At 46.9% G+C, this 20,195-nt stretch carries 12 protein-coding genes; 7 read left to right on the top strand and 5 right to left on the bottom strand.

Going from position 1 to position 20,195, the window contains the following annotated elements; translation table 11 throughout:
• Positions 1-491 precede the first annotated feature (491 nt).
• The 4 genes from Q1B47_RS09340 (at position 492) to Q1B47_RS09325 (ending at position 7,462) form a co-directional block, all read left to right on the top strand.
• Positions 492-1,235 (top strand): tRNA-uridine aminocarboxypropyltransferase, encoded by a 744-nt coding sequence (locus tag Q1B47_RS09340; RefSeq protein WP_299792189.1) that lies wholly within the window; start codon positions 492-494, stop codon positions 1,233-1,235.
• 316 nt (positions 1,236-1,551) lie between these two features.
• Positions 1,552-2,823 carry an efflux RND transporter periplasmic adaptor subunit gene (locus tag Q1B47_RS09335; protein WP_299792186.1) on the top strand — a complete coding sequence of 424 codons (1,272 nt, stop codon included), beginning with the start codon at positions 1,552-1,554 and terminating at the stop codon, positions 2,821-2,823.
• Complete coding sequence (locus tag Q1B47_RS09330) at positions 2,823-6,002, top strand: multidrug efflux RND transporter permease subunit (protein ID WP_299792183.1); 3,180 nt, start codon at positions 2,823-2,825, stop codon at positions 6,000-6,002. Before Q1B47_RS09335 ends, Q1B47_RS09330 begins: the two co-directional genes overlap by 1 nt.
• An 11-nt stretch (positions 6,003-6,013) precedes the next feature.
• Complete coding sequence (locus Q1B47_RS09325) at positions 6,014-7,462, top strand: efflux transporter outer membrane subunit (RefSeq protein WP_299792180.1); 1,449 nt, start codon at positions 6,014-6,016, stop codon at positions 7,460-7,462.
• 610 nt (positions 7,463-8,072) lie between these two features.
• Here Q1B47_RS09325 and Q1B47_RS09320 read toward each other — a convergent pair.
• The 3 genes from Q1B47_RS09320 to Q1B47_RS09310 all read right to left on the bottom strand — a co-directional run bounded on the left by Q1B47_RS09320 (position 8,073) and on the right by Q1B47_RS09310 (position 11,912).
• Entirely contained in the window at positions 8,073-8,672 is a 600-nt protein-coding gene (locus Q1B47_RS09320; RefSeq protein ID WP_299792177.1) for a response regulator, read from the bottom strand.
• Entirely contained in the window at positions 8,665-10,410 is a 1,746-nt protein-coding gene (locus tag Q1B47_RS09315) for a PhnD/SsuA/transferrin family substrate-binding protein (RefSeq protein ID WP_299792174.1), read from the bottom strand. Before Q1B47_RS09315 ends, Q1B47_RS09320 begins: the two co-directional genes overlap by 8 nt.
• A gap of 332 nt (positions 10,411-10,742) precedes the next feature.
• Entirely contained in the window at positions 10,743-11,912 is a 1,170-nt protein-coding gene (locus tag Q1B47_RS09310; RefSeq protein WP_299792171.1) for an FAD:protein FMN transferase, read from the bottom strand.
• 244 nt (positions 11,913-12,156) lie between these two features.
• On the opposite strand from Q1B47_RS09310, the gene Q1B47_RS09305 reads away from it, so the two are divergent.
• Both Q1B47_RS09305 and Q1B47_RS09300 read left to right on the top strand, forming a co-directional pair.
• The gene (locus Q1B47_RS09305) at positions 12,157-13,503 is read left to right on the top strand and encodes an FMN-binding protein (protein WP_299792168.1); all 1,347 of its coding nucleotides are present in this window, start codon (positions 12,157-12,159) and stop codon (positions 13,501-13,503) included.
• Positions 13,504-13,578: 75 nt separating this feature from the next.
• Positions 13,579-14,619: a porin gene (locus Q1B47_RS09300; protein WP_299792165.1), complete on the top strand. Its 1,041-nt coding sequence runs from the start codon at positions 13,579-13,581 to the stop codon at positions 14,617-14,619.
• 146 nt (positions 14,620-14,765) lie between these two features.
• Here Q1B47_RS09300 and Q1B47_RS09295 read toward each other — a convergent pair whose 3' ends face one another.
• Both Q1B47_RS09295 and Q1B47_RS09290 read right to left on the bottom strand, forming a co-directional pair.
• Positions 14,766-16,679 (bottom strand): 2Fe-2S iron-sulfur cluster-binding protein, encoded by a 1,914-nt coding sequence (locus tag Q1B47_RS09295; protein ID WP_299792162.1) that lies wholly within the window; start codon positions 16,677-16,679, stop codon positions 14,766-14,768.
• Complete coding sequence (locus Q1B47_RS09290; protein ID WP_299792159.1) at positions 16,679-17,404, bottom strand: PepSY domain-containing protein; 726 nt, start codon at positions 17,402-17,404, stop codon at positions 16,679-16,681. The genes Q1B47_RS09295 and Q1B47_RS09290 overlap by 1 nt, the downstream gene beginning before the upstream one ends.
• Positions 17,405-17,884: 480 nt before the next feature.
• Between Q1B47_RS09290 and Q1B47_RS09285 the strand changes: the two genes are divergently transcribed.
• Positions 17,885-20,191 (top strand): MMPL family transporter, encoded by a 2,307-nt coding sequence (locus Q1B47_RS09285; RefSeq protein WP_299792156.1) that lies wholly within the window; start codon positions 17,885-17,887, stop codon positions 20,189-20,191.
• Positions 20,192-20,195: the final 4 nt, after the last annotated feature.

Raw genomic sequence — 20,195 nt, 5'->3', positions numbered from 1 at the left:
TGAGTATTAGGACAATTACAATCCATTACCGTCCTAAATTTCAGGCATTTATTTTACCATTTTTGATAAGTTTTTCTAAGGTGTAAACGCCGTAAACTGTTGCTTACACTTTGTATGGCTGGTGTTACAGTAATATCGAGTCTATAACACCTATTTATGGTGAATATTTAAAATTTAGCGATTTATCACTGTAGGGTGGATTGGCCGGGCACTCTAGGTCGAATTGGTGCTGCAATGAAGACCAAAGCTTGCAAACTTCAGGGAATCTAAGTGGCAGCAACATTTAGCTCTTGTGGCAACTATCTGTTGCGAGTAGTATGCCCAGCCGCTTGACGGTAACTGTTATACTTAACGTTACTCTGATATTGGGCTGATTGGGGCGCTATTGGCACTATGTGGTGTTAACCATAAGTTGAGGCTTAGCGCAGATCAAGCCATGTTTCGGTTAGGGGTTGTGCTATCAAATTTATTCAACGGTAACTATTTGAACTATGAGTTTTCAACTACATGCAGTACATAAGCTTTACCAGTATCGGAAAGCAATATCGACTAAGCCCTTTGCTGCAAGGGGAAAAAATCTTGTTCGTTGTGAGTGTTGTTTACTTGCCCAAGCCTATTGCACCTGTGAATACCGTAAACAGCTGACATCCAATAATGCATTTTTACTCATCATGTATGATGATGAGGTATTAAAACCGAGCAATAGTGGTCGTCTGATTGCCGACCTAATCCCGGACACCCACGCTTTCATCTGGTCAAGAACACATGCAAACCGCAAAATGCTGGACTTGATTCAAAGCCCGGACTATCAGCCCTTTGTTATTTTCCCCGGTGAATACGGCTATGAAAATCAAACTGTTGTCTCAGAAATAACACCTTCTTCCATAGGTGCGGGTAAGAAACCCCTGTTTATCATGCTCGATGGAAGCTGGCGGGAAGCGATCAAGATGTTTCGCAAGAGCCCCTACCTGCACTCATTGCCTCTGCTTTCATTTACGCCTGATAGCGCCGCCAAGTATGGACTGAGAAAGGGGAGCCGAGATTTTCAACTGGGCACTGCGGAGGTTGCAGCTCTGGCACTTGGCGCATCGGGTGAGAAGGGGAATGCCGATTCTCTCAATGCCTGGTTTGAACTTTTCATCGAATCATCGATATTTAGCCGAAGTCGTAAAAATACCTCCGATATTACTCCTCTTAAGGATTTAACCGAGGCGTTCAAACGAACACTCCTTTGAGCTAAAACTTCACTGTCCTCAATACTGTCATGGCCTGATTTCGGCTTTGAGTAAGGGGGCGGACTGAGTTATTCAGGCCGTAAAACTATAACTTTACGGCCTCTGTCACATTCTGTACTGGCAGACATTCTAATTTGTTAACCTTATCCTCGCTTTTTCTTGCTGTATGAGTCACTAACTCATTACAATGTGAACACTTTCTGTCGCATCGACTCAAGAAGGTCAGTTTTCATCGAGTGTTTCCTTTACAATGCGATAGATAAATTTATTCGTCCTTAATATGGCCGATCTTCAAAATCTGAACATGGATGGAACTATGTCTCACTCCTCTTTGAGTAATCGCATCAAACCTGTCGTTGAGATGGCTGCCCCACCTTTAAAATGTCGTGCTATCGGAGCCATCTTGCTGAGTTCACTGTTTACACTGACAGCTTGTGAAGAGGTCGCACCAACAATCATTCCTAAGTCTGTGGTGGTAGAACAGGTCACAACTGCCACCGTGCCTCTGTACGGTAACTATATAGGTATCACTAAGGCCTCACTTGACGTAGAGGTAAGAGCCAGGGTGAATGGCTTCGTAGAACAGAAGAGCTTCGTTGAAGGAAGTGGCGTTAAAGAGGGATCGGTGCTGTATCAGATAGATAACAAACCCTACGTCGCCGTCGTTAATCGTCTCAAGGCCAATGTCGAGTCGCAGAGGTCTGTATTGGAGAAGGCCCAGCGCGATGTGGAGCGCCTGAAGCCACTCTACGAGCAAGATGCCGCCAGTCAACTCGATTTTGATAATGCGTTATCTGTTCTGTCTCAGGCCAAATCCAGTTTAGCGGCGAGTAAAGCTGAGCTTGAGGAGGCACAACTCGAGCTTAGCTACACCTCGATTCGCTCTCCTATCAGTGGCCTGGTCAGTCGTTCAGAGGTCGATATCGGCGCGCTGGTTGGCAGTAATGGCCAATCACTGCTGACGCGTGTTAAGCAGGTCGATCCAATATATGTGACGTTTAATATGTCGGCGCTGGATTACCTCAATGCACGTCGCCGCATGACGAGTTACTCCGAGAAGAAGGAGGCAGAGTCTGAGGGCAAGGCGGTTGAGGGCTTTGTTACCATCACGCTGCCCGATAACAGCGAGTATCGTTATTTAGGTGATGTACGCTTTACAGACCCGTCGGTGAATCCCGAGACAGGTACCTTTCAGGTACGGGCCGAACTGCCTAACCCGGACAAAGAGTTGCTGCCGGGCCAATATACCAATGTGCGCATCAAGCTCAACGAAGTCAACAATGCCATCGTGATCCCGCAAAAGGCAACGCAGGTGGAGCAGGGCGGCGTCTATGTGATGGTTGTTTTGCCCGACAACATGGTAGAGAGACGTTTCATCGTTATCGATCATCAGGGGCCAATGGGTGTTGTGGTCAAGAGTGGTTTGAAGCCGGGTGAGCTAGTCATAGTTGAAGGCATGCATAGGGTCAGACACGGCCAGTTGGCGGAGCCACTGACGGCAGCTCAGTATCTGAAACAGGAGGACTCGAAGGAGAAAGAGCAGGCACTTAAGCAACAAGAGTTAGAGCAGCTACAGGAGCAGCAGTAATGGCTCAGTACTTTGTAAACCGACCGGTTTTTGCCAGCGTGATCTCCATCGTCATCGTGCTGCTTGGCGTGATCGCCATGTTCCAGTTGCCTATAGATCAATACCCTTACATAACGCCACCTCAAGTTAAGGTTTCGGCATCTTATCCGGGCGCGACCTCCACCACGGCGGCCGAGTCTGTGGCAACACCTCTTGAGCAGGAGCTCAACGGTGTGCCTAACATGATCTATATGAGCTCAAAGAGTACCAACTCCGGCAGTGCTAATGTGACAATAACCTTCGATGTCGGTACCAACCCCGATCTGGCTGCTGTCGATGTACAGAACTCGACCCAGCAGGCAACAGGGAGCTTACCTATCGATGTGCAAACTGAGGGGGTCTCCGTATCTAAGGAGGCTTCGGTTGAGCTACTCAAACTGGCTCTGACATCCGGTGATGAACGTTATGATGAGATCTATCTCAGTAACTACGCTACCATCAATATCCAATCGGCGCTCAAACGAATTCCTGGTGTCGGACGGGTACGTAACACAGGTTCGCGCAGCTACTCCATGCGTGTTTGGCTCAAGCCGGACATGATGGCAGGATACGGCCTGACCACCAGTGATGTTATCGGCGCTATCAAGGCCCAAAATAAAGAGTCTCCGGCCGGTTCTATCGGTTCTCAGCCCAACACCGACTCGCTGAGCATGACGTTGCCAATTACGGCTGCCGGTCGTATGAGCAGTGTGCCACAATTTAAAGAGATCATTGTACGTGCCAACACAGATGGCTCGCTTATCCGGCTTCGTGATATCGCCAGGATCGAGTTGGGTTCCTCTGCCTACACGCTACAATCTCAGCTCAACGGTGCTAACGCCACCATTTTGCAGGTATACCTGCTTCCCGGAGCCAATGCTCTTGAGGTTACCAGGAAAGTAAAACAGGAGATGGCGGCACTGGCGAAAAAGTTTCCACAAGGAATGCAGTGGCAGGTCTTCTTCGATGCTTCGATCTTTATTGAAAATTCCATCGATGAGGTCGTCAAGACCCTCGTAGAGGCTTTGGTTTTGGTTATCCTGGTGGTTTACCTCTTCCTGCAGAATATGCGAGCCACGCTAATCCCAGCCATCGCTGTTCCTGTTTCTCTCGTTGGGACATTAGCCGCCATGCTCGCCTTTGGCTTTACTATCAACACGGTTAGTCTGCTTGCCCTTGTACTGGCTATCGGAATCGTAGTAGACGATGCCATCGTGGTGGTGGAAAATGTCGAGCGTTTGATGCATGAAAAAGGCCTGTCTCCGTCACAGGCAACCAAGGTGGCGATGAAGGAGTTATCGGGGGCTCTGGTGGCCACCAGCCTGGTGCTGGCAGCCGTATTTGTTCCAGTCTCTTTTCTTTCCGGCATTACCGGTATCATGTATCGTGAATTTGCGGTGGCGATCACCGTCGCCGTTCTCATCTCAACCGTGGTGGCCCTGACATTGTCACCGGCGCTCTGTGCTCTCTTGTTAAGACCCGGCGATCAGCCGACAAAGGGATTTTTCAAGTGGATGAACGATAAGCTCGATAGCGGTACTCGCAGATATGTGGCGCTGGTTACTCTGACCAACAAGCATGCAAGACGGAGTTACCTGCTATTTGCTGTAATGGTTGGTGGAGTTTATGTGATCATGTCTGGCTTACCATCGAGCTTTATGCCAGATGAAGATCAGGGGCGCTTCTTTATCGATATGTCTCTTCCTGACGGCGCAACGGTAAACCGTTCTCAGGAGGTGTTAAAGAAAGCCGAGGCTAAAGTACTGAGTCACCCAGCGGTCGAATACTCCTTCACACTCGCGGGAGAGAACCGACGTTCAGGGTCTAATCAGGCCAATGGTATGTTTGAGATCATACTGAAACCCTGGGCTGAGCGTGCCGATGATAACGCGACCGTGCAGCAGGTGATGAAGGAGATTAAAGCCTCACTGCACGACATCTTAGAGGCGGAGTTCAGTGTCTATCTGCCGTCTGCCGTACCCGGGTTAGGTAATGGCTCCGGGGTGGAGATGGAGCTGCAGGACACATCAGGGACTAACTTCAAAGGGCTGATGGAAACGGCAGATGAGCTGGTTGAAGCTTTGAAGCTTCAGCCGGAGATAGCGACAGCAGGTTTATCATTACAGAGCGCCATTCCTCAGCTTCATCTCAGTGTCGATGAGGCTAAGGCGATGGCTATCGGTGTTAACGTTTCCGATATCTACAGCACCATAAAAACCTTCACCGACTCATCGACGGTTAACGACTTTAATCTGTTCGGGCGTGTTTACCGTGTTAAGGTTCAGGCCGAAGATAAATACCGGCAGTTCCCGGATCAGATAAAAGATTACTATGTGCGTTCGGCCAGTGGGGCCATGGTGCCAATCGGTGTGTTAGCCGAATACGACTACTCTGTGGGGCCGGCAGCTGTAACACACTATAACCTGTTTACCAGTGCATCTATCAATGCCTCACCGGCTCCGGGTTACGCTTCGGGGGATGTGATCCGAGCCATCAACCGGGTTGCGACACCTATGTTACCCAATGAGTTTCGCTATGAGTGGACCGGCATCACCTATCAGGAGGTTCAATCGGCTAACCAGACAGGCATTGCCGTAACACTGGCCATGGTGTTTGTCTTCCTGTTCCTGTGTGCTCTGTATGAGAGTTGGACTATACCCATCGCCGTGCTGCTCATCGCGCCTATCGCCATGTTAGGTGCGGCTCTGGGTACATTAGTCAGTGGTATGCAGAGTAATCTATTCTTCCAGGTCGCCTTTATCTCACTCATCGGCATGGCGGCAAAGAACTCAATCTTGATCGTTGAGTTTGCCAATCAGCTGCACAAACAGGGCAAGAGTCGTGTAGAGGCAGCGATCGAAGCAGCTAATTTGCGCTTCAGGCCAATCCTTATGACCTCTATGGCCTTCATCTTAGGTGTGTTACCTCTGGTACTATCTGTCGGTCCAGGCGCAGTAAGTCGTCAATCGATCTCTATTCCTATTTTATGTGGCATGATCTTCGCCACAACCATCGGGATAATCATGGTACCTCTCTTTTTCGTCACAACGGCAGGGTGGTTTTCATCCAGGGCGAAGAAAGCCTCGCCGCGCACCCCATCTAAGGAGACGCTGCAAAAAGAGGCTAGCGCTTCGGGCTGTGAACAGGGAGGGGCAGTCTGATGGAGTACAGTATGATAAAAATGAGTCTTAAGCGTACCGGCATGATAACTACGCTTGCAGCTTCGATGTTCTTAGCCGGTTGTGCCATGGGCCCCGATTATGAGCAACCTGAACTGTCGCTGCCTCAGCAGTATCATGATGAACTGCTACAGGAGAAGGGGAGCAATATTGGTCAGACACAATGGCGTGAGTTCTATCTTGACCCTAATCTTCAATCTCTTATCAGCCATGCCCTGGCGCAGAACCTGGATCTTGAGGCAGTACGTTCTCGCCTTATAGCAGCAAGGCAGAGGGTCACGGTCACCGATGCGGCTCTCTACCCTAAAGTCGGCCTGGACGCCAACGGGGAGCGCTCTCTCGATAGCGGCCTGACAAGCACCGACCCAGAGAGTGAAGATGAATTTAGTCTCTCTGGTGTCGTATCCTGGGAGCTGGATATTTGGGGGGCAAATCGCAGGCGCAGTGAAGCCGAGTATGCCAAGTTTATGTCTGCTCAGGAGTCACTGAATCTGGCCACCGTCAGCCTGATCAGTGATGTCGCCAGCCGTTACTATGAATGGCTGGATATCGAACAGAGATATAAGATCTCCACCAACACAGTGGCGCTGCGTAAGAAAGAGCTTGATATTGCCCGTCTGCGTAAACAGAACGGGGTGATCTCCGGTCTGGAGGTCAGGCAGGCAGAAGTCGAGTATCAGAATGCCAAAGTGACACTCCCCGCTCTGGATTTCCAGCGCAGTGAGAAGCAGAACCAACTCAAAATTTTGCTGGGAGAGTACGATTACCCGTTGCGCTTGCACAATGAAGACGAGTTGAGGGCGGGGGCGCCACTTTTTCCTGAACAGTTCAATGTCGGGGTACCCTCACAAATGTTGTCTCAGCGCCCGGACGTGAAAGCCGCCGAGCTGGCACTTATTGCAGCTAACGCTGAAGTGGGCGTTGCCAAGACGGCGTTTTTTCCCAAATTTACCATCAGTGGCAGCTGGGGACGTGAATCTGATGAGCTCGGCAACTTACTTGACAGTGAAGGGGTAACCTGGTCTCTGCTCGGTGGGATAACCGCGCCTATCTTCAATGCCGGCAGTATCTCTGCTCAATATGAGATTGCGAAGGAGGAGTCTAAACAGGCGCTGCTTGCCTACAGAAATACGGTGTTGAACGCCTATTTTGAAGTCAATGATGCAATGAACAGTTTCAGACGCTCTGAGCTTGCGATTCATGCTCAGCAGGAGCTTGTATCGGCCTCCAGTGAATACACCCGTTTAGCCACATTAAGATACAGAAACGGTGTAGCGAGTTCACTTGATCTGATGGATGCACAAAGAAATCAGTTCAGCGCAGAACTCGCTATGAGCCAGATTAAGCGGGACAGGCTTCTATCTATGATCACCCTCTATCGTGCATTGGGCGGCGGTGTTTTCCCTCAAGAACCGACGGGTGGAATCTCTAAGGGGGAGTAAGGCTCGCGCTTTTATCCTAAGGGCTGTTAACGTTAAAGCTTTACGTCAACAGCCCCTTTCTCTAAGGCTGTTTAACCTTAGTCAGCTATATTTTGTTTTGCTAAACTGCGCCGGGTTCCCTATAGTGATATTAGGCCTGAATTATTTTGGCTAAAGCCTCCACCTGAGTATTATCGCATCTCCTCCTTTTTTGCGTCTTACTGCTTCGAGGACTCAAGCCATTTCTCAGCTCATTACCCAACTATAGGAGTGGTAGATGCCGCGAAAAAGAAGACCTGCTTTACATCTGTTCCCTCTTTGCGCCGCATTGATACTCGCGACACCGACCTCGTATATCGATTCAAATTTGCTCGATTCGATCCACACTCACTCCAATCAAACTCATTCCAGTCAAGATTGGTATTCATTTGCAGAGCAGAAGATAAGTTACAGCCGCTATCAGGTAGGCTTTGTATGCCGGGAGAGGGGATGGGAGTTCTGCGAGTCATGGTCAAGATACTCACGAACTCGCATTGCTTAGTTCACTCCTGTTGCCTGCGCTTCGCCTCAAAGAACATTTCACGGCTAAGGCCACTCCAGCAACAAGCAATACGAAGAGATAGTCTATTCGTTACTCTTCGTTCTTTGCCATCAGGTAAGCCAATTCGGCGGCATTACTGACCTGCATCTTCTGCATCACTTTCTGTCGGTGCAACTCTATGGTGCGCTGTGCGATATTAAGTTCCGCAGCGATAACCTTATTCAGTTTACCCTCTAGAACCTTGAGCATCACCTCATGTTCTCTGGGCGTTAAGTTTGCCAACCGCTGCTCTATCTCATTCTGTCTTTGATGTTCATTGTATGCCGTCAGGCTTGCCTCTTTGGCCCTGACAAGCAATAGACTCAGCTTGTCGCCATCTACCGGTTTCTCCAGAAAGTCGATGGCCCCTTGCTGTATCGCGTGCACAGCCATGGTGATGGTCCCGTGGCCGGTAAGCATGATGACACTCAAAGGACTTCCGGCATTTTTTATATGGTTAAGCAGGGCGATGCCGTCCATGCCCGGCATCTGTATATCCAGGATAGCGATACCGGGGGTATCTAACTCCACTTTGCTCAAAAAATCGCTGGCATTTAAAAAGCTGCGGGTTTTTAACCCCAGTCCGTCGAGCATCCAGCTCAATGAATCTAAGACATCCTGGTCGTCATCGACAAGGTAGATATCACACATCTGTTTGCTCCTTTATGGGTAAAGTTACTGAGATCCTCAATCCCTTTTCCAGATTGACCGCATTGATCTGGCCGCCATGCTCTTCGATGATACGCTTACAGATCACCATACCCAGCCCCAGACCATGCTCTTTGGATGTTTCAAAGGGAAAGAACAACCGGCTCAGGGCCTCTTCTGACAGACCTGTGCCGCTGTCTTCGATGATGATACACGCCTGTCGATCCTCCCGGTGCAAACTGATCCCGAGCTTTGGCATAGTTTCGGACTCCATTGCATCGAGGGCGTTTCGTATCAGGTTTACCAAAACCTGCTGGATCAGGCTCACGTCCGCAACCGTGATGACAGGCTCCAATGATAAGCTTGGTACAAGGTTGATCCTCTTGAACTCCGGTGACATCAGGTTAAGGGTCTCTTCAACCAGAGCCTTGAGATCGCACATCTCATAGATGCTGGGTTGCTGGCAAAATTGCCTGAATCGCTTAATCGTACTCTGGGCTCGGTCCACCTGCTCTATGGCCTTATTCAAGGCGGTATTTAACTCCTTTTGTTCCGGTGTCAGTCGATAGAGGCAACCTTGAGTCAGGTAACGTATACCCGCCAGAGGTTGATTCAACTCATGGGCGATCCCCGATGCCATCTCTCCGGTAAGGAGTACCCGTTGTGCCTTATAAAACTGTTTCTGCTGTTCAAATAGCTTCTTTTGGGTGTGCTTATGTTGCTCCATCTCTGCAGACAGAGCCTTAGTTCTAAGCACGACCAGACGTTTTACCCTCAGGTGGTGCAGATATCCGAGTATTAAGAAGATCAACGCTCCTATGACCCAAGGTACGGCGCCTTTGAGCAGGAACTCCCAGTTAGTCACAAACGGCCACCGGTTCAAGATACGTAACAACCTAAACACCTGCCGATCATTAACAGGTGCAGACCAGTATTGATAACGCCCCTTAACGGCTTCAATGTCATCGCTCTCTATCGAGAGCAGGGATTTGACTACCTCTGTTGCCAGAATATGATCGGTATGCCCGAGTTTTGAGAAGGCGTAAGAGGGGTAGAGGGTACTCGATACCGCACATTCATAGTCAGGGACCTCCCGTTGAAGGACCACTTTCAAGGCATTTTCGGCAATACGGCCACTCTCTATGGCCGACTCCAGTACACAGCTGGGCAAAATGGCGACATCGGCTTGTTTATCCAGTACAAAATTGAGCAACTTATCCTGGGGGAAACCGACAAAGCTGAGCCTTTTAAAGTCTTTAAAAGGGTTTATGTTGTGTGATGCAAGCTCGCCGGCAAGAATTTGAAAACCTCCGAAGGCGTTGGGATCGGATGAGATAACGGAGAGTTTACTAAGTTGTTTAACCTCAGTGATATTAACATCTGTTCGGGTGATCAATGCTGAGCCGATAGCATGATCTGGATTGGAATGATTAATTGGAACCAGAGAGAGCAGGTTACTGACACCATAATCTTTCTTGAACGTAACGGTGGTCAACGCGTTTCCAATGATGAAATCGAGCTTATCGTTGGCGACATATTCCTGTAGTTCGCTGGGAGTCAAGGTCAACACAGTGAACGTTTCACCTGTGTCTTCAGAGACACGCTCGAATGTCGGAGCCCATCTGTTGTAAACGGTTTCCGGCGATGCAAAAGAGAGCACCCCGACTCTGATAGTCTCATTCGCATTTGCAAAAGAGAGAGGGAGAAGCAGTAGAGCAAGCAGAAGCTGTGTGTGTTTCATTCTAATAATGGGTATTGGGCCTGTTATCTTTATGTGGTAATTATTATCTATTATCTGTAAATATGATAGATAGGAGTAGAGGGGGAGGGAGCAATATCACAACCATGCCCCCATTGCGGAAAACCACTATATCTTTAATATAAAAATGAATGGTAAAATATTATTTTGATAAATTTATATATTTTGTGTTCTTGTTTTTGTTTAATGAGTCCGGATGATATAAATAAAAATTATATTTTTAAAATGAAATTAAGAGTTGCTTCCCAAAAAATATAGTCCTGTTGCTATAATTTATCCCTGACATTGTGTTCATCTGTTCTATTTTTAATTTGTCAGTTTTCCATTTCGAGTCTGAACTTATCAAAATGGTTTGAATTTATCTTTTTCCCTGTTTCATCTAAATACCAGACAGCTTCAACATAGTTATTTTTATTGGCGAAATCAAGCGCCTGTTGAAGGGGCATCAGAAATAGGGTTGTCGAAATAACATCGGCGAAGATCTGCTCCCCGTCGAGGACTACAGAGGTTGAAATACCCTCGGGTTTAGGTTGTAGTGTCTTTGGATCGATAAGGTGGTGATACTCACGATCTTTGACCTTGTAGTAGCGAAGGTAGTTACCGCTGGAAACGATAGTTAGATCTCTGCCTCGTACAATCTCATGATACTGGCCTTCGAGACTTTTACACTTTGCAAGCTGGTAATCATGTTTCTTGCAGATGGGGTCTTCGATGGCGGTGGTAAACTCCCGCCCCTGTGGATGTATGCCGTAGTGACGAATGTTACCACCAGCGTTGATCAGAAAAGAGCTGAGCCCGTCAGACTTTAGCTGCTGGTAGACCTTTTCTGTCATCCATCCTTTCGCAATACCTCCCAGGTCAATGCTCATGCCTGCTTTCAGCTGTAAGGTGTTTTCCTTTTGGTTCAGCTGGATATCGTTAACATCTGTATATTGAGCGGCATTGATTAGTGCTTGTTCCTCTGGTTTCGTACAAAGATTCTTCTCTTTTAATTCGCCTTTACAATTACTTCTATGCTTACGCCATAAGTCTATTACAGGTGACAGGGCGATATTAAAATAGCCATCGCTCTTGCTATACCACTCAAGTCCGGCAGCGATAAGCGCTGTAAGCTTAGGATCGATCTTATGGGTCTGTGTCGGATTGTTATTGATGCTCTTGATGTTTACTACATGAGGGTAGGTACTGTAATTTGAGGCCAGATAATGGTACTCCTGTACCACATTCAGGGCATGGCAGAGGGCCTGCTCTGCAGCAATTGGCTCGCTGTTATAGAGATCTATGGTGATAGATGTGCCAAAGTACTTTAGGGTATTGAGTGTCGATACGCCATCTTTATGAGTGATTATTCCGTTGCCCTCACACAGATATGGCTTAAATGTTTCCTGTTGAGCTGATGTACTGTTTGCCATGGCCATATTAGAAACAGAGGTAGCTAAAACAGTGAACAGGGAATACAGTGATAATTTAAATAATCGGTTCATAGTGAATATCCAAATGTTTAATAATTAATAAGGCCCTTAACATTAAATTTAAATAGCGTGGCTTTATTAATAAGTATCATGGCGCAAATGGAAATATAAAATTACTGTCACAGATGTGTTAACTGGATCAAATATTTCTTACAAACAACTATACCCTGCGGTTTTCCGCAATAGTTAATATTTTTACGCTCGTTATTCTGTAGGAAAACGTAATCGAGTTATAAATATAAAAGGCAGAGTCGAGATGACAAATACATATCTATTTAAAAAAAGCCTGATCTGTTCAGCAATTACCATTGCAGGTTTAACGATGGCTGGCTGTGCAACATCACCAACTCAAGGAAAATATGTCGATGGCATTCATGAGGTTAGTGCTAAAGGTAAAAAGAGCCAAATAACGTTAAGTGTCAATGTCAAAGAGGGCAAGATCACCGATGTGACTACAAAGTCACATAAAGAGACCGAGTCTCTGTTTCTCAATGCCGAGCGCCTTCTGGCGAAAATCGTTGCTAATAACGGCCATGAAGGGATAGATGCGGTATCCGGTGCGACTTTTTCATCCAACGGGATTTTGAAAGCGATCAACAAGCTACCTAGAGTGGATGGTTCGACACCGGAATATGTGCCGGTTGGTTCTAAAGATGATTCAGCCAGCGATGACTTTAAACTGAAATGGTCGATTCAACCTCAGCTTGGCATGATCGTAGGTGATTACTATTACGAAGAAGCAAGATTCCGCCAGGGCCATATGGGAAGTATGGCAATCGTCGTCGATAGTAACAACGCCAAAGACGTTATCTTTGCAGAGTTTAATGAGAGCGGTCGTCCGAACTATTACACCCGCCTCTTCCAGGATGTGCCAAAGCGTACCTCAGAGTATAACTTCTCTATGGGTAAGAAAAAGGGCACAGCATGGGTCCAGTCTGCCTTGACCATGGAGAAGTTAATGGTTGAACAGGACAAGCTTACCTTCGACCTGAATCCGGATTACGACCCTAAGTTACGCAACAAGTTAAAGCAGCCAAATCGACTGAAGTATTCAGGTATTGACGTTGTAGCAGGCGCATCAAACAGTATTCAGCAGTCAATGGTCCCGCTGACAGCAAAAATTCACAATCAAATCAATGGTGAAGGAACAAAGCTGAAGTTTTATCAAAATGCCGAAAAGCAGCTTGATAAGCAGGGCAACTGGACCGGCATCACAACCGTATTGCGACTGATAGTCGACACAGAGACTAAACAGATCACTAAATCCTATTTTGATGAGGTGTTTGCAGACGAAAAGAGTCAGATCAAAGACGCATCACTTAAGAAGCATTATCGCCAATCTAAATACGCCTCAATCAACTATGTTGAGCCGGCGCGAATCGGTTTTAACGTCATGTTTGACGCGTTGAACGAACATCTACAGCAGGGCGGTTCGCTATTTCAAATTGACGACCTTCCAGCCACCGGTGACACAGGAAGCTATGCCGCTACAGGATTTACCAAACGCTCATCTTCATGGGATCTCTATCTAAAACAGGCAGATATTCTCTATAAGCAGATGCGAGCCGACGGTGTAATAAAGGCTCATAGCAGACCTCAGTAATCAAGACTTCGCCTGCTTTACAGGGGTAAACGGGCGTTTTACCTTTACTAAAAAATTAATAAATATAGTGAGATTATGATGAAAATATTTAACCTGACACTTGTCGCTGCATCGATAGCGCTATCTCCCCAAGTATTTGCCGATGACTTTAAGTTCTACGGCAGATTGGATTATTCAATTACCAACTCAGACACAGGCACAGCAACTCATAAGGGTAAACAAGGAACGATAATCGAGAACAACTTCAGTCGTGTAGGGATAAAAGGGAAAACAGCCTTAAGTGAAGATTGGTCACTGTTTTATAAGGTTGAAGTCGGTGTGAATGGTGCCTCCCAGGCGAATGGATCTAATCCTTTCTCATCTAGACCAACGTTTCTTGGCCTTAAACATGAATCCATTGGTGCGATTGCAGCCGGACGGATCGATCCTGTGTTTAAGATGAGTAAGGGGTTTGCAGATGCATTTGATAACTACAGCCTAAAGCATGACAGGCTGATGCCCGGCGATAAGCGTTGGGGTGACTCTATCGAATATAAGAGCCCTAAATGGAACAAGTTACAGATGGGCGTTAGCTATCTTATCGAAGACAACCATTACAGCGCCACAGACCCACGCAGAGATAATGGCAACTATCAGTTAGCCGTAACCTATGGCGATAAGTTTTTCAAATCCGGTAACACTTACCTCGCTGCCGCCTATTCTGATGGTATCGAAGATATTAAAGCCTACCGCTTAGTCGGGCATGTTAAGTTCGGGCAACTGAAATTCGGTACTATTATTCAACATTCAGAGCTGCAGAACCCGAATAAACCGGCATTTGAGTCTCGTGAAGGTGAAGGTTATATCGTCAATGCTACCTACAAGTTGGATAACCTATTACTGAAGGCACAGTACGGCAGTGACAATTCAGGTACAGGTAAGATTGCTCATCGAGTCTATGATGCACTAGGAGATTCAGCCATGTATGTCCCCGAGGTCTCTCAGTGGGCAGTCGGCGCTGAATACTTCATGTCAAAATCATTCCGTTTCCATACTGAAATCGGTCAATTTGATGTTAAACAGTATTCAGATTTCGATGATTCAATCATCAGCGTCGGTGTGCGTTACGACTTCTAAGTGCTGAAAAGCTGATAAAGTTCAACCCTAAATCTGCGCTCCCTGCAGAACCGGCACAAGGATGTGCCAGTCCTCTCTTGTCATCATATTCTTATCTCAATATCTGTTCGCGGCTAAAACCGCTCCTACAGATACTGAGTCAAGGGTTACTCGAACTTATCGAAAGCGATGGCACTATCAGCCACGCAATGAGACTTTAATAGTTCAATAGTTGACTCCATCATAGGGGCTGGCCCGCAGAGATAAAACTCAACTGTTTTTATTTCCGGCTTACGTTCTACGACAGAATGTCGTGCATTCACTACAGTATTCTTCATATCAATACCTTCTGGCCTCCCACCCACTAACAGCTGTTCCAGGTTCTGTGCTAACTCATCCTGGACATAACCCTTTGCGCCTTGCCAACCCTGATTGGGTCTGGATAGTACCGGCAGGTAGTGAAAGTTAGAAAATCTATCTGACAGTTGTTGAAAGTGAGTACCGTAGATAAGGTCTATCTGACTGCGCGCACCAAAATAGAGATAGATCTCCCTTCCACTATTGTTTTTAACCAGTTGCTCCTCGATCAAGGCCTTTAATGGTGCCATTCCAGAACCGGCCCCAATCAGTATCATAGGCTTATTGCTCGATGGTTGGGCAAAAAACTCCTCGAATGGACCTACGGCTTCGATTGTTTCTCCCGGAGCCAGATTACAGATATAGGTCGATCCTATACCGGGTTTAACCTTTTCGTCCGGTGAAGTCTGAATTTTTACAATGAATACCAGTTCGTCGCTCTGGCCGTCACCATTGGCCAGCGAGTAGTTGCGACTGCAGGCTAAGTGTTCGTACTCCATATACACAACATCCTGCCAATGATGCAGTAACTCTAAAGGTAGATAAGCTGGAATTGTGTTACCTCTCGCGGCAGGGATAAAGAAACGCATAAAGGCGCCAGCCCTGAATGCCAGTCGCTCACCGCTGACAGATTTAAATCTCAACTCTTTGATATATGGGCTTATAAATTCACTGCTAATCAGTTGTAATTCGTAGCTTGCTGCCTCAGTCACATCGGCTAAGGTTAATTGTTCAACCTCGTTGCTGTTATGCTGACAGGCTAAACGATAACCTGATTGCAACTCTTGTTCGGATAATTGACTTCTGTCCGCCGAAGTCACCTTGATATTAAGATCAACTTTGATTTTACAGCGGCCACATGTACCTCCACCGCCACAAGTCGAGGGTAGGGCTATATCGTGATGAAGCAAACTGTCGAGCAGGTTTTCATGGCTTGACATGACAAGCGGCCCTAAGTTTTTTGAATGCTTATCGAATACCTTTACTTTTTTACGCTTTTTACCAGCAAAGAGTTGAACCGGGTTATATTGGCCATTTAAGCCGAGTTCAACCATCCAGATGATGCCGGTAAGGGTGAAAAATAGAGTGAAAATAGCAAAAACGATGACCTGAACATTGTTAAAACTTCCTTCGCCAGCGTAATCCATAAAGTGCAGCATGAAGATAAAGTCAACGAAACGTTTATCATCGTTACTGTGGCCTATCAGCCTGCCGGAGACTGCATCGACATAGATACTGGTGTTGAGCCTATCGTCAATGTTAATTCTCCATAATCTGTTTTGCTCTTTGGGAAAATCATCACTGGGTTCAGAGAGCTTTGTCGTTGAGATTATTCTTGCCGGTCCCTTATAGGATTCCATTGCAATTGCTGCAGCGATCGTTTCAGTAATAACAAATGGGTTGCCGGTGATGGCATCGACCATTGAATGTTGACTCTTGAAATGGGCATACAAACCTTTCTCATGGGTCAGCAGGTAATAGGGGTGAGAGAGCAGGGTGACTTGACTCAGGGAGACTACGTTGTCGTAGCCTTGTAGTACTGTTTTGGGCTCTACCAACAAGCTTAAATTGACCGCAGGACTTTCTGCTCTCTGTCTATTCTGGTTGCCGGAGGCTTTATCATGGTCCATCAAATTAAAATACAAGCCAGTGCCAAGCCAAATGAGTAGCTGCAGACCTACTACAAGAGATAGCCATTTATGTAATGTTTTGAACAGTGGCATCAGCAGGCCTCCTTAGTTGCAGAGACATTACCATCATGAGCTTTTGTTTTAAAAAACCTGAAATAGGTTAAGACCAGACCGATTGTCGCGGCAAAGAGAGAAAAAAGGGTAAACCAGAAAAACACGCGGTTACCGCCATCTTCACTTGCATAATCGATCACATGCAGAGTGAACATAAGATCGAAGGTGCGCCAGAACTCGTGCCGCTTGGTTACTAACTTACCGGTTCGTGCAGAGATATAGATAGAGGGGCTACCAAAATCGTCGAAGTTAACCCGCCAGGCCGGTAGCAGCCGTGGGCTCAACTCGAAAGGCGGGTTTTCGGTGATAAGCACAACATCGATAATTTCTCCTTCGCCAGCGTAATAATGTTTAGCGGCTGAAATCGCGGCAGTTTGATTTAGTGGCGATAATAGTTGCCCGGAGCCAGCATCGAGAAGGTATTGGGTGCCATCCTGGCTGAATCTATACACCTCCTTGTCGATAAGCATACCAAGCTCGATTCGTTCTGCGCCGGGGTAATCTTGAACCAGAGTTGATAGCGGGTAATTGATCTTTTCGGGGTTAACAGGGACCTGATGATTAACAACCAGAGTGTCGCCATGAATATAGTCGATATTGAATATCACCATATAAGCGCCTGATACTGACCAGATCACAAACTGCACGCCTAAAAAGAGCATCAACCATCTGTGATATTTTCGACTTATTTTTAATAAGTTCATTATTATTTTCCTTTGAATTTTTTTGGGTTTTAGCTCGATCACATTGCGTCTGTTTATCTCTGTAGCAGCGTTACGGACCTTAGTTTACAAAGTTACCTATCTTCGAAAATATTGATGGCTGGTTTGGATTGGGTCTGATTGCTGCAAGATAAACCCCACAAATGCTGTTACAGATTATGTAACCACTTTGGTTGCATAAGCTCAGGATAATGTACAGAGCGACTGCGAACAGTATCGCATATGATCTACTTTAACAATCTGGATTATGCCGATTGGTATTAGCTTAACTTCCAACACTACAACTTAAATAGAACTGACGAAAGCAAGCGCCGGACAGTGAAGGAGAGGAAATTGTATTTGTAACATCAGTATTTTAATAGACACGTCTATAATGATAAATGCGTACAGTCGGTGGAACCACGTTTACATCTGGTCAATCAAAGGATGCCGAATAATTCCGCTCTAATTGGGAGTGTCAAGTTGAGTGAAATTTCCGATAGCGATTTCTGTACCTGGAGCATCAATCATCGCGGGAGGCTCATTCTCTTCAGCCTGCTACTCCTGATTTTTGCTATCAGCGGGATCCCGTTTCTGACAATGAACAATGACACCCGTGTTTTCTTCAGTGAGGAGAATCCGCAGTTTAAGGCATTGGAAGCACTGGAAAACACCTATACCAAAGATCAGAGTATCTTCTTTGTTATCGCCCCGAAAAATGATGATGTCTTTACCCGTGAGACACTGTCAGCTATCGAAGAACTGACCGAAAGAGCATGGACAATTCCCTATTCGAGTCGAGTCGATTCTATTACAAACTTCCAGCATGCGTACTCAATGGAAGACGATCTTATCGTTGAAAATTTGGTTGAAAATGCACAGCAGTTATCGGATGAAGACTTAGTACGAATCAGAAATATCGCCCTTATTGAACCTATGCTCCTGAACCGGCTAATCTCGCCCTCCGGACATGTCTCGGGTGTCTTCGTTAATAGCCTCTATCCCGGAGAGTCTCTCGAAGAGGTCCCGAAGATCTCCGCTTATTCATATAAGCTTGCCGACGAGCTGCGCGTCAAATATCCCCATCTCGACTTCTATCTGTTTGGCAGCATCATCATGGATAATGCCTTTGGAGAGATTGGGCTCGACGATATGATGAATTTAATCCCATTCATGTACCTGATGCTGATTTTGATTATCGGCCTCTGCTTGCGCTCGCTTACGGCGACTATCTCAACCTTTTTGATCATCCTGATGTCGATGCTTACCGGCATGGGATTGGCGGGCTGGCTTGGAATCAGCCTCACCCCCGCATCAATTGCGGCGCCAACGATTATTATGACACTTGCCGTGGCCGATAGTGTGCATATTCAGGCTGGGGTCTTTCGGTATATGAAGGAGGGGAGAGCAAAGCATGATGCCATTGTCGAATCGCTAAGGGTTAATTTGCAGCCTGTGCTCCTGACCAGTATCACCACGGCTATCGGTTTCCTGTCGATGAACTTTTCAGATGCTCCTCCTTTTCGGGATTTAGGCAACATAGTTGCGATGGGGGTTATGGCGGCATTCATCTACTCAATTTTTTTTCTCCCTTGGCTGCTAAGTGTTATCCCTATAAGGACGAAAGCTCATCAGGAGGGGAAATTACCTTCATGTTGTAACTGGCTGGCGTGTTTCGTCATCAGGAGACGTAACCCGGTATTTTGGATCTCGCTGATTGCCATCACACTGTTAAGTGCCGGAACCACACGCATCGAACTCAATGACAGTTTCCTCTATTACCTGGGGGAGAGATATGAGGTACGCCAGGCCGGTGACTTCTATCAACAAAACCTGGGAGGTGCAGATGTTATCGAGTACTCCCTGCAAGCAGGGGAGTCTGGGGGCATAAATAGTCCGGAATATCTTGCAACGGTCGAAGCATTTGCCAACTGGTTTCGACAGCAGCCCAAGGTGGTTCAGGTCGGTACCATTACCGATACCATGAAACGTCTGAACAAGAATATGCATGCCGATGATGAAAGCTTTTATCGTGTTCCCGAATCGCGTCAACTTGCAGCCCAGTATCTGCTGCTTTATGAACTGTCACTTCCTTTTGGCTTGGATCTTAACAATCAGATTAATGTGGATAAATCGGCGACCCGCCTGTCGGTTATTATCAGGGACACCTCAACCCGGGAGATCCGTGAACTTGACGAGCAGGCGCGGCAGTGGCTGAAGCTGCATGCGCCGCCGACTATGCTGAACTATGGTACCGGGCTTTCGGTGATCTGGGCGCACCTCTCGGAGCGTAACATCAATAATATGTTGGGTGCCTCATTAGGGGCGCTGATACTGATCTCGCTCATTCTGGTCTTTGCCCTGAAGAGCTTGCGGCTTGGGTTGATCAGCCTGATACCGAACCTGGCACCGGCATTTATGGCTTTTGGGCTATGGGGGATGATGTTTGGGCAGGTAGGGCTGGGATTATCGGTTGTTGTGGCAATGACCTTGGGTATTGTTGTTGATGATACGGTGCATTTCATCAGCAAGTATTTACGTGCCCGCCGTGAACACTCCATGATGCCTGAGGAGGCTGTTCATTATGCATTTCACACCGTAGGTACTGCCATGTGGGTGACTACTGTGGCACTCGTAGTTGGCTTTCTGGTACTCACTCTCTCTGGTTTCAGAATGAATTCAGATATGGGGCTTCTCTCAGCCGTGACCATTATTCTTGCACTGGCACTGGACTTTTTGTTCCTGCCGACTTTGCTTATGAAGAGCGAAAAGAACGGTCATAAGGAGTAAAATC

The sequence above is a fragment of the uncultured Shewanella sp. genome, from assembly GCF_947501225.1.
Classification (GTDB): Bacteria; Pseudomonadota; Gammaproteobacteria; order Enterobacterales; family Shewanellaceae; genus Shewanella.
Note: the sequence above shows the minus strand (reverse complement) of the source record. Positions and strands in the feature narration are given on the sequence as shown.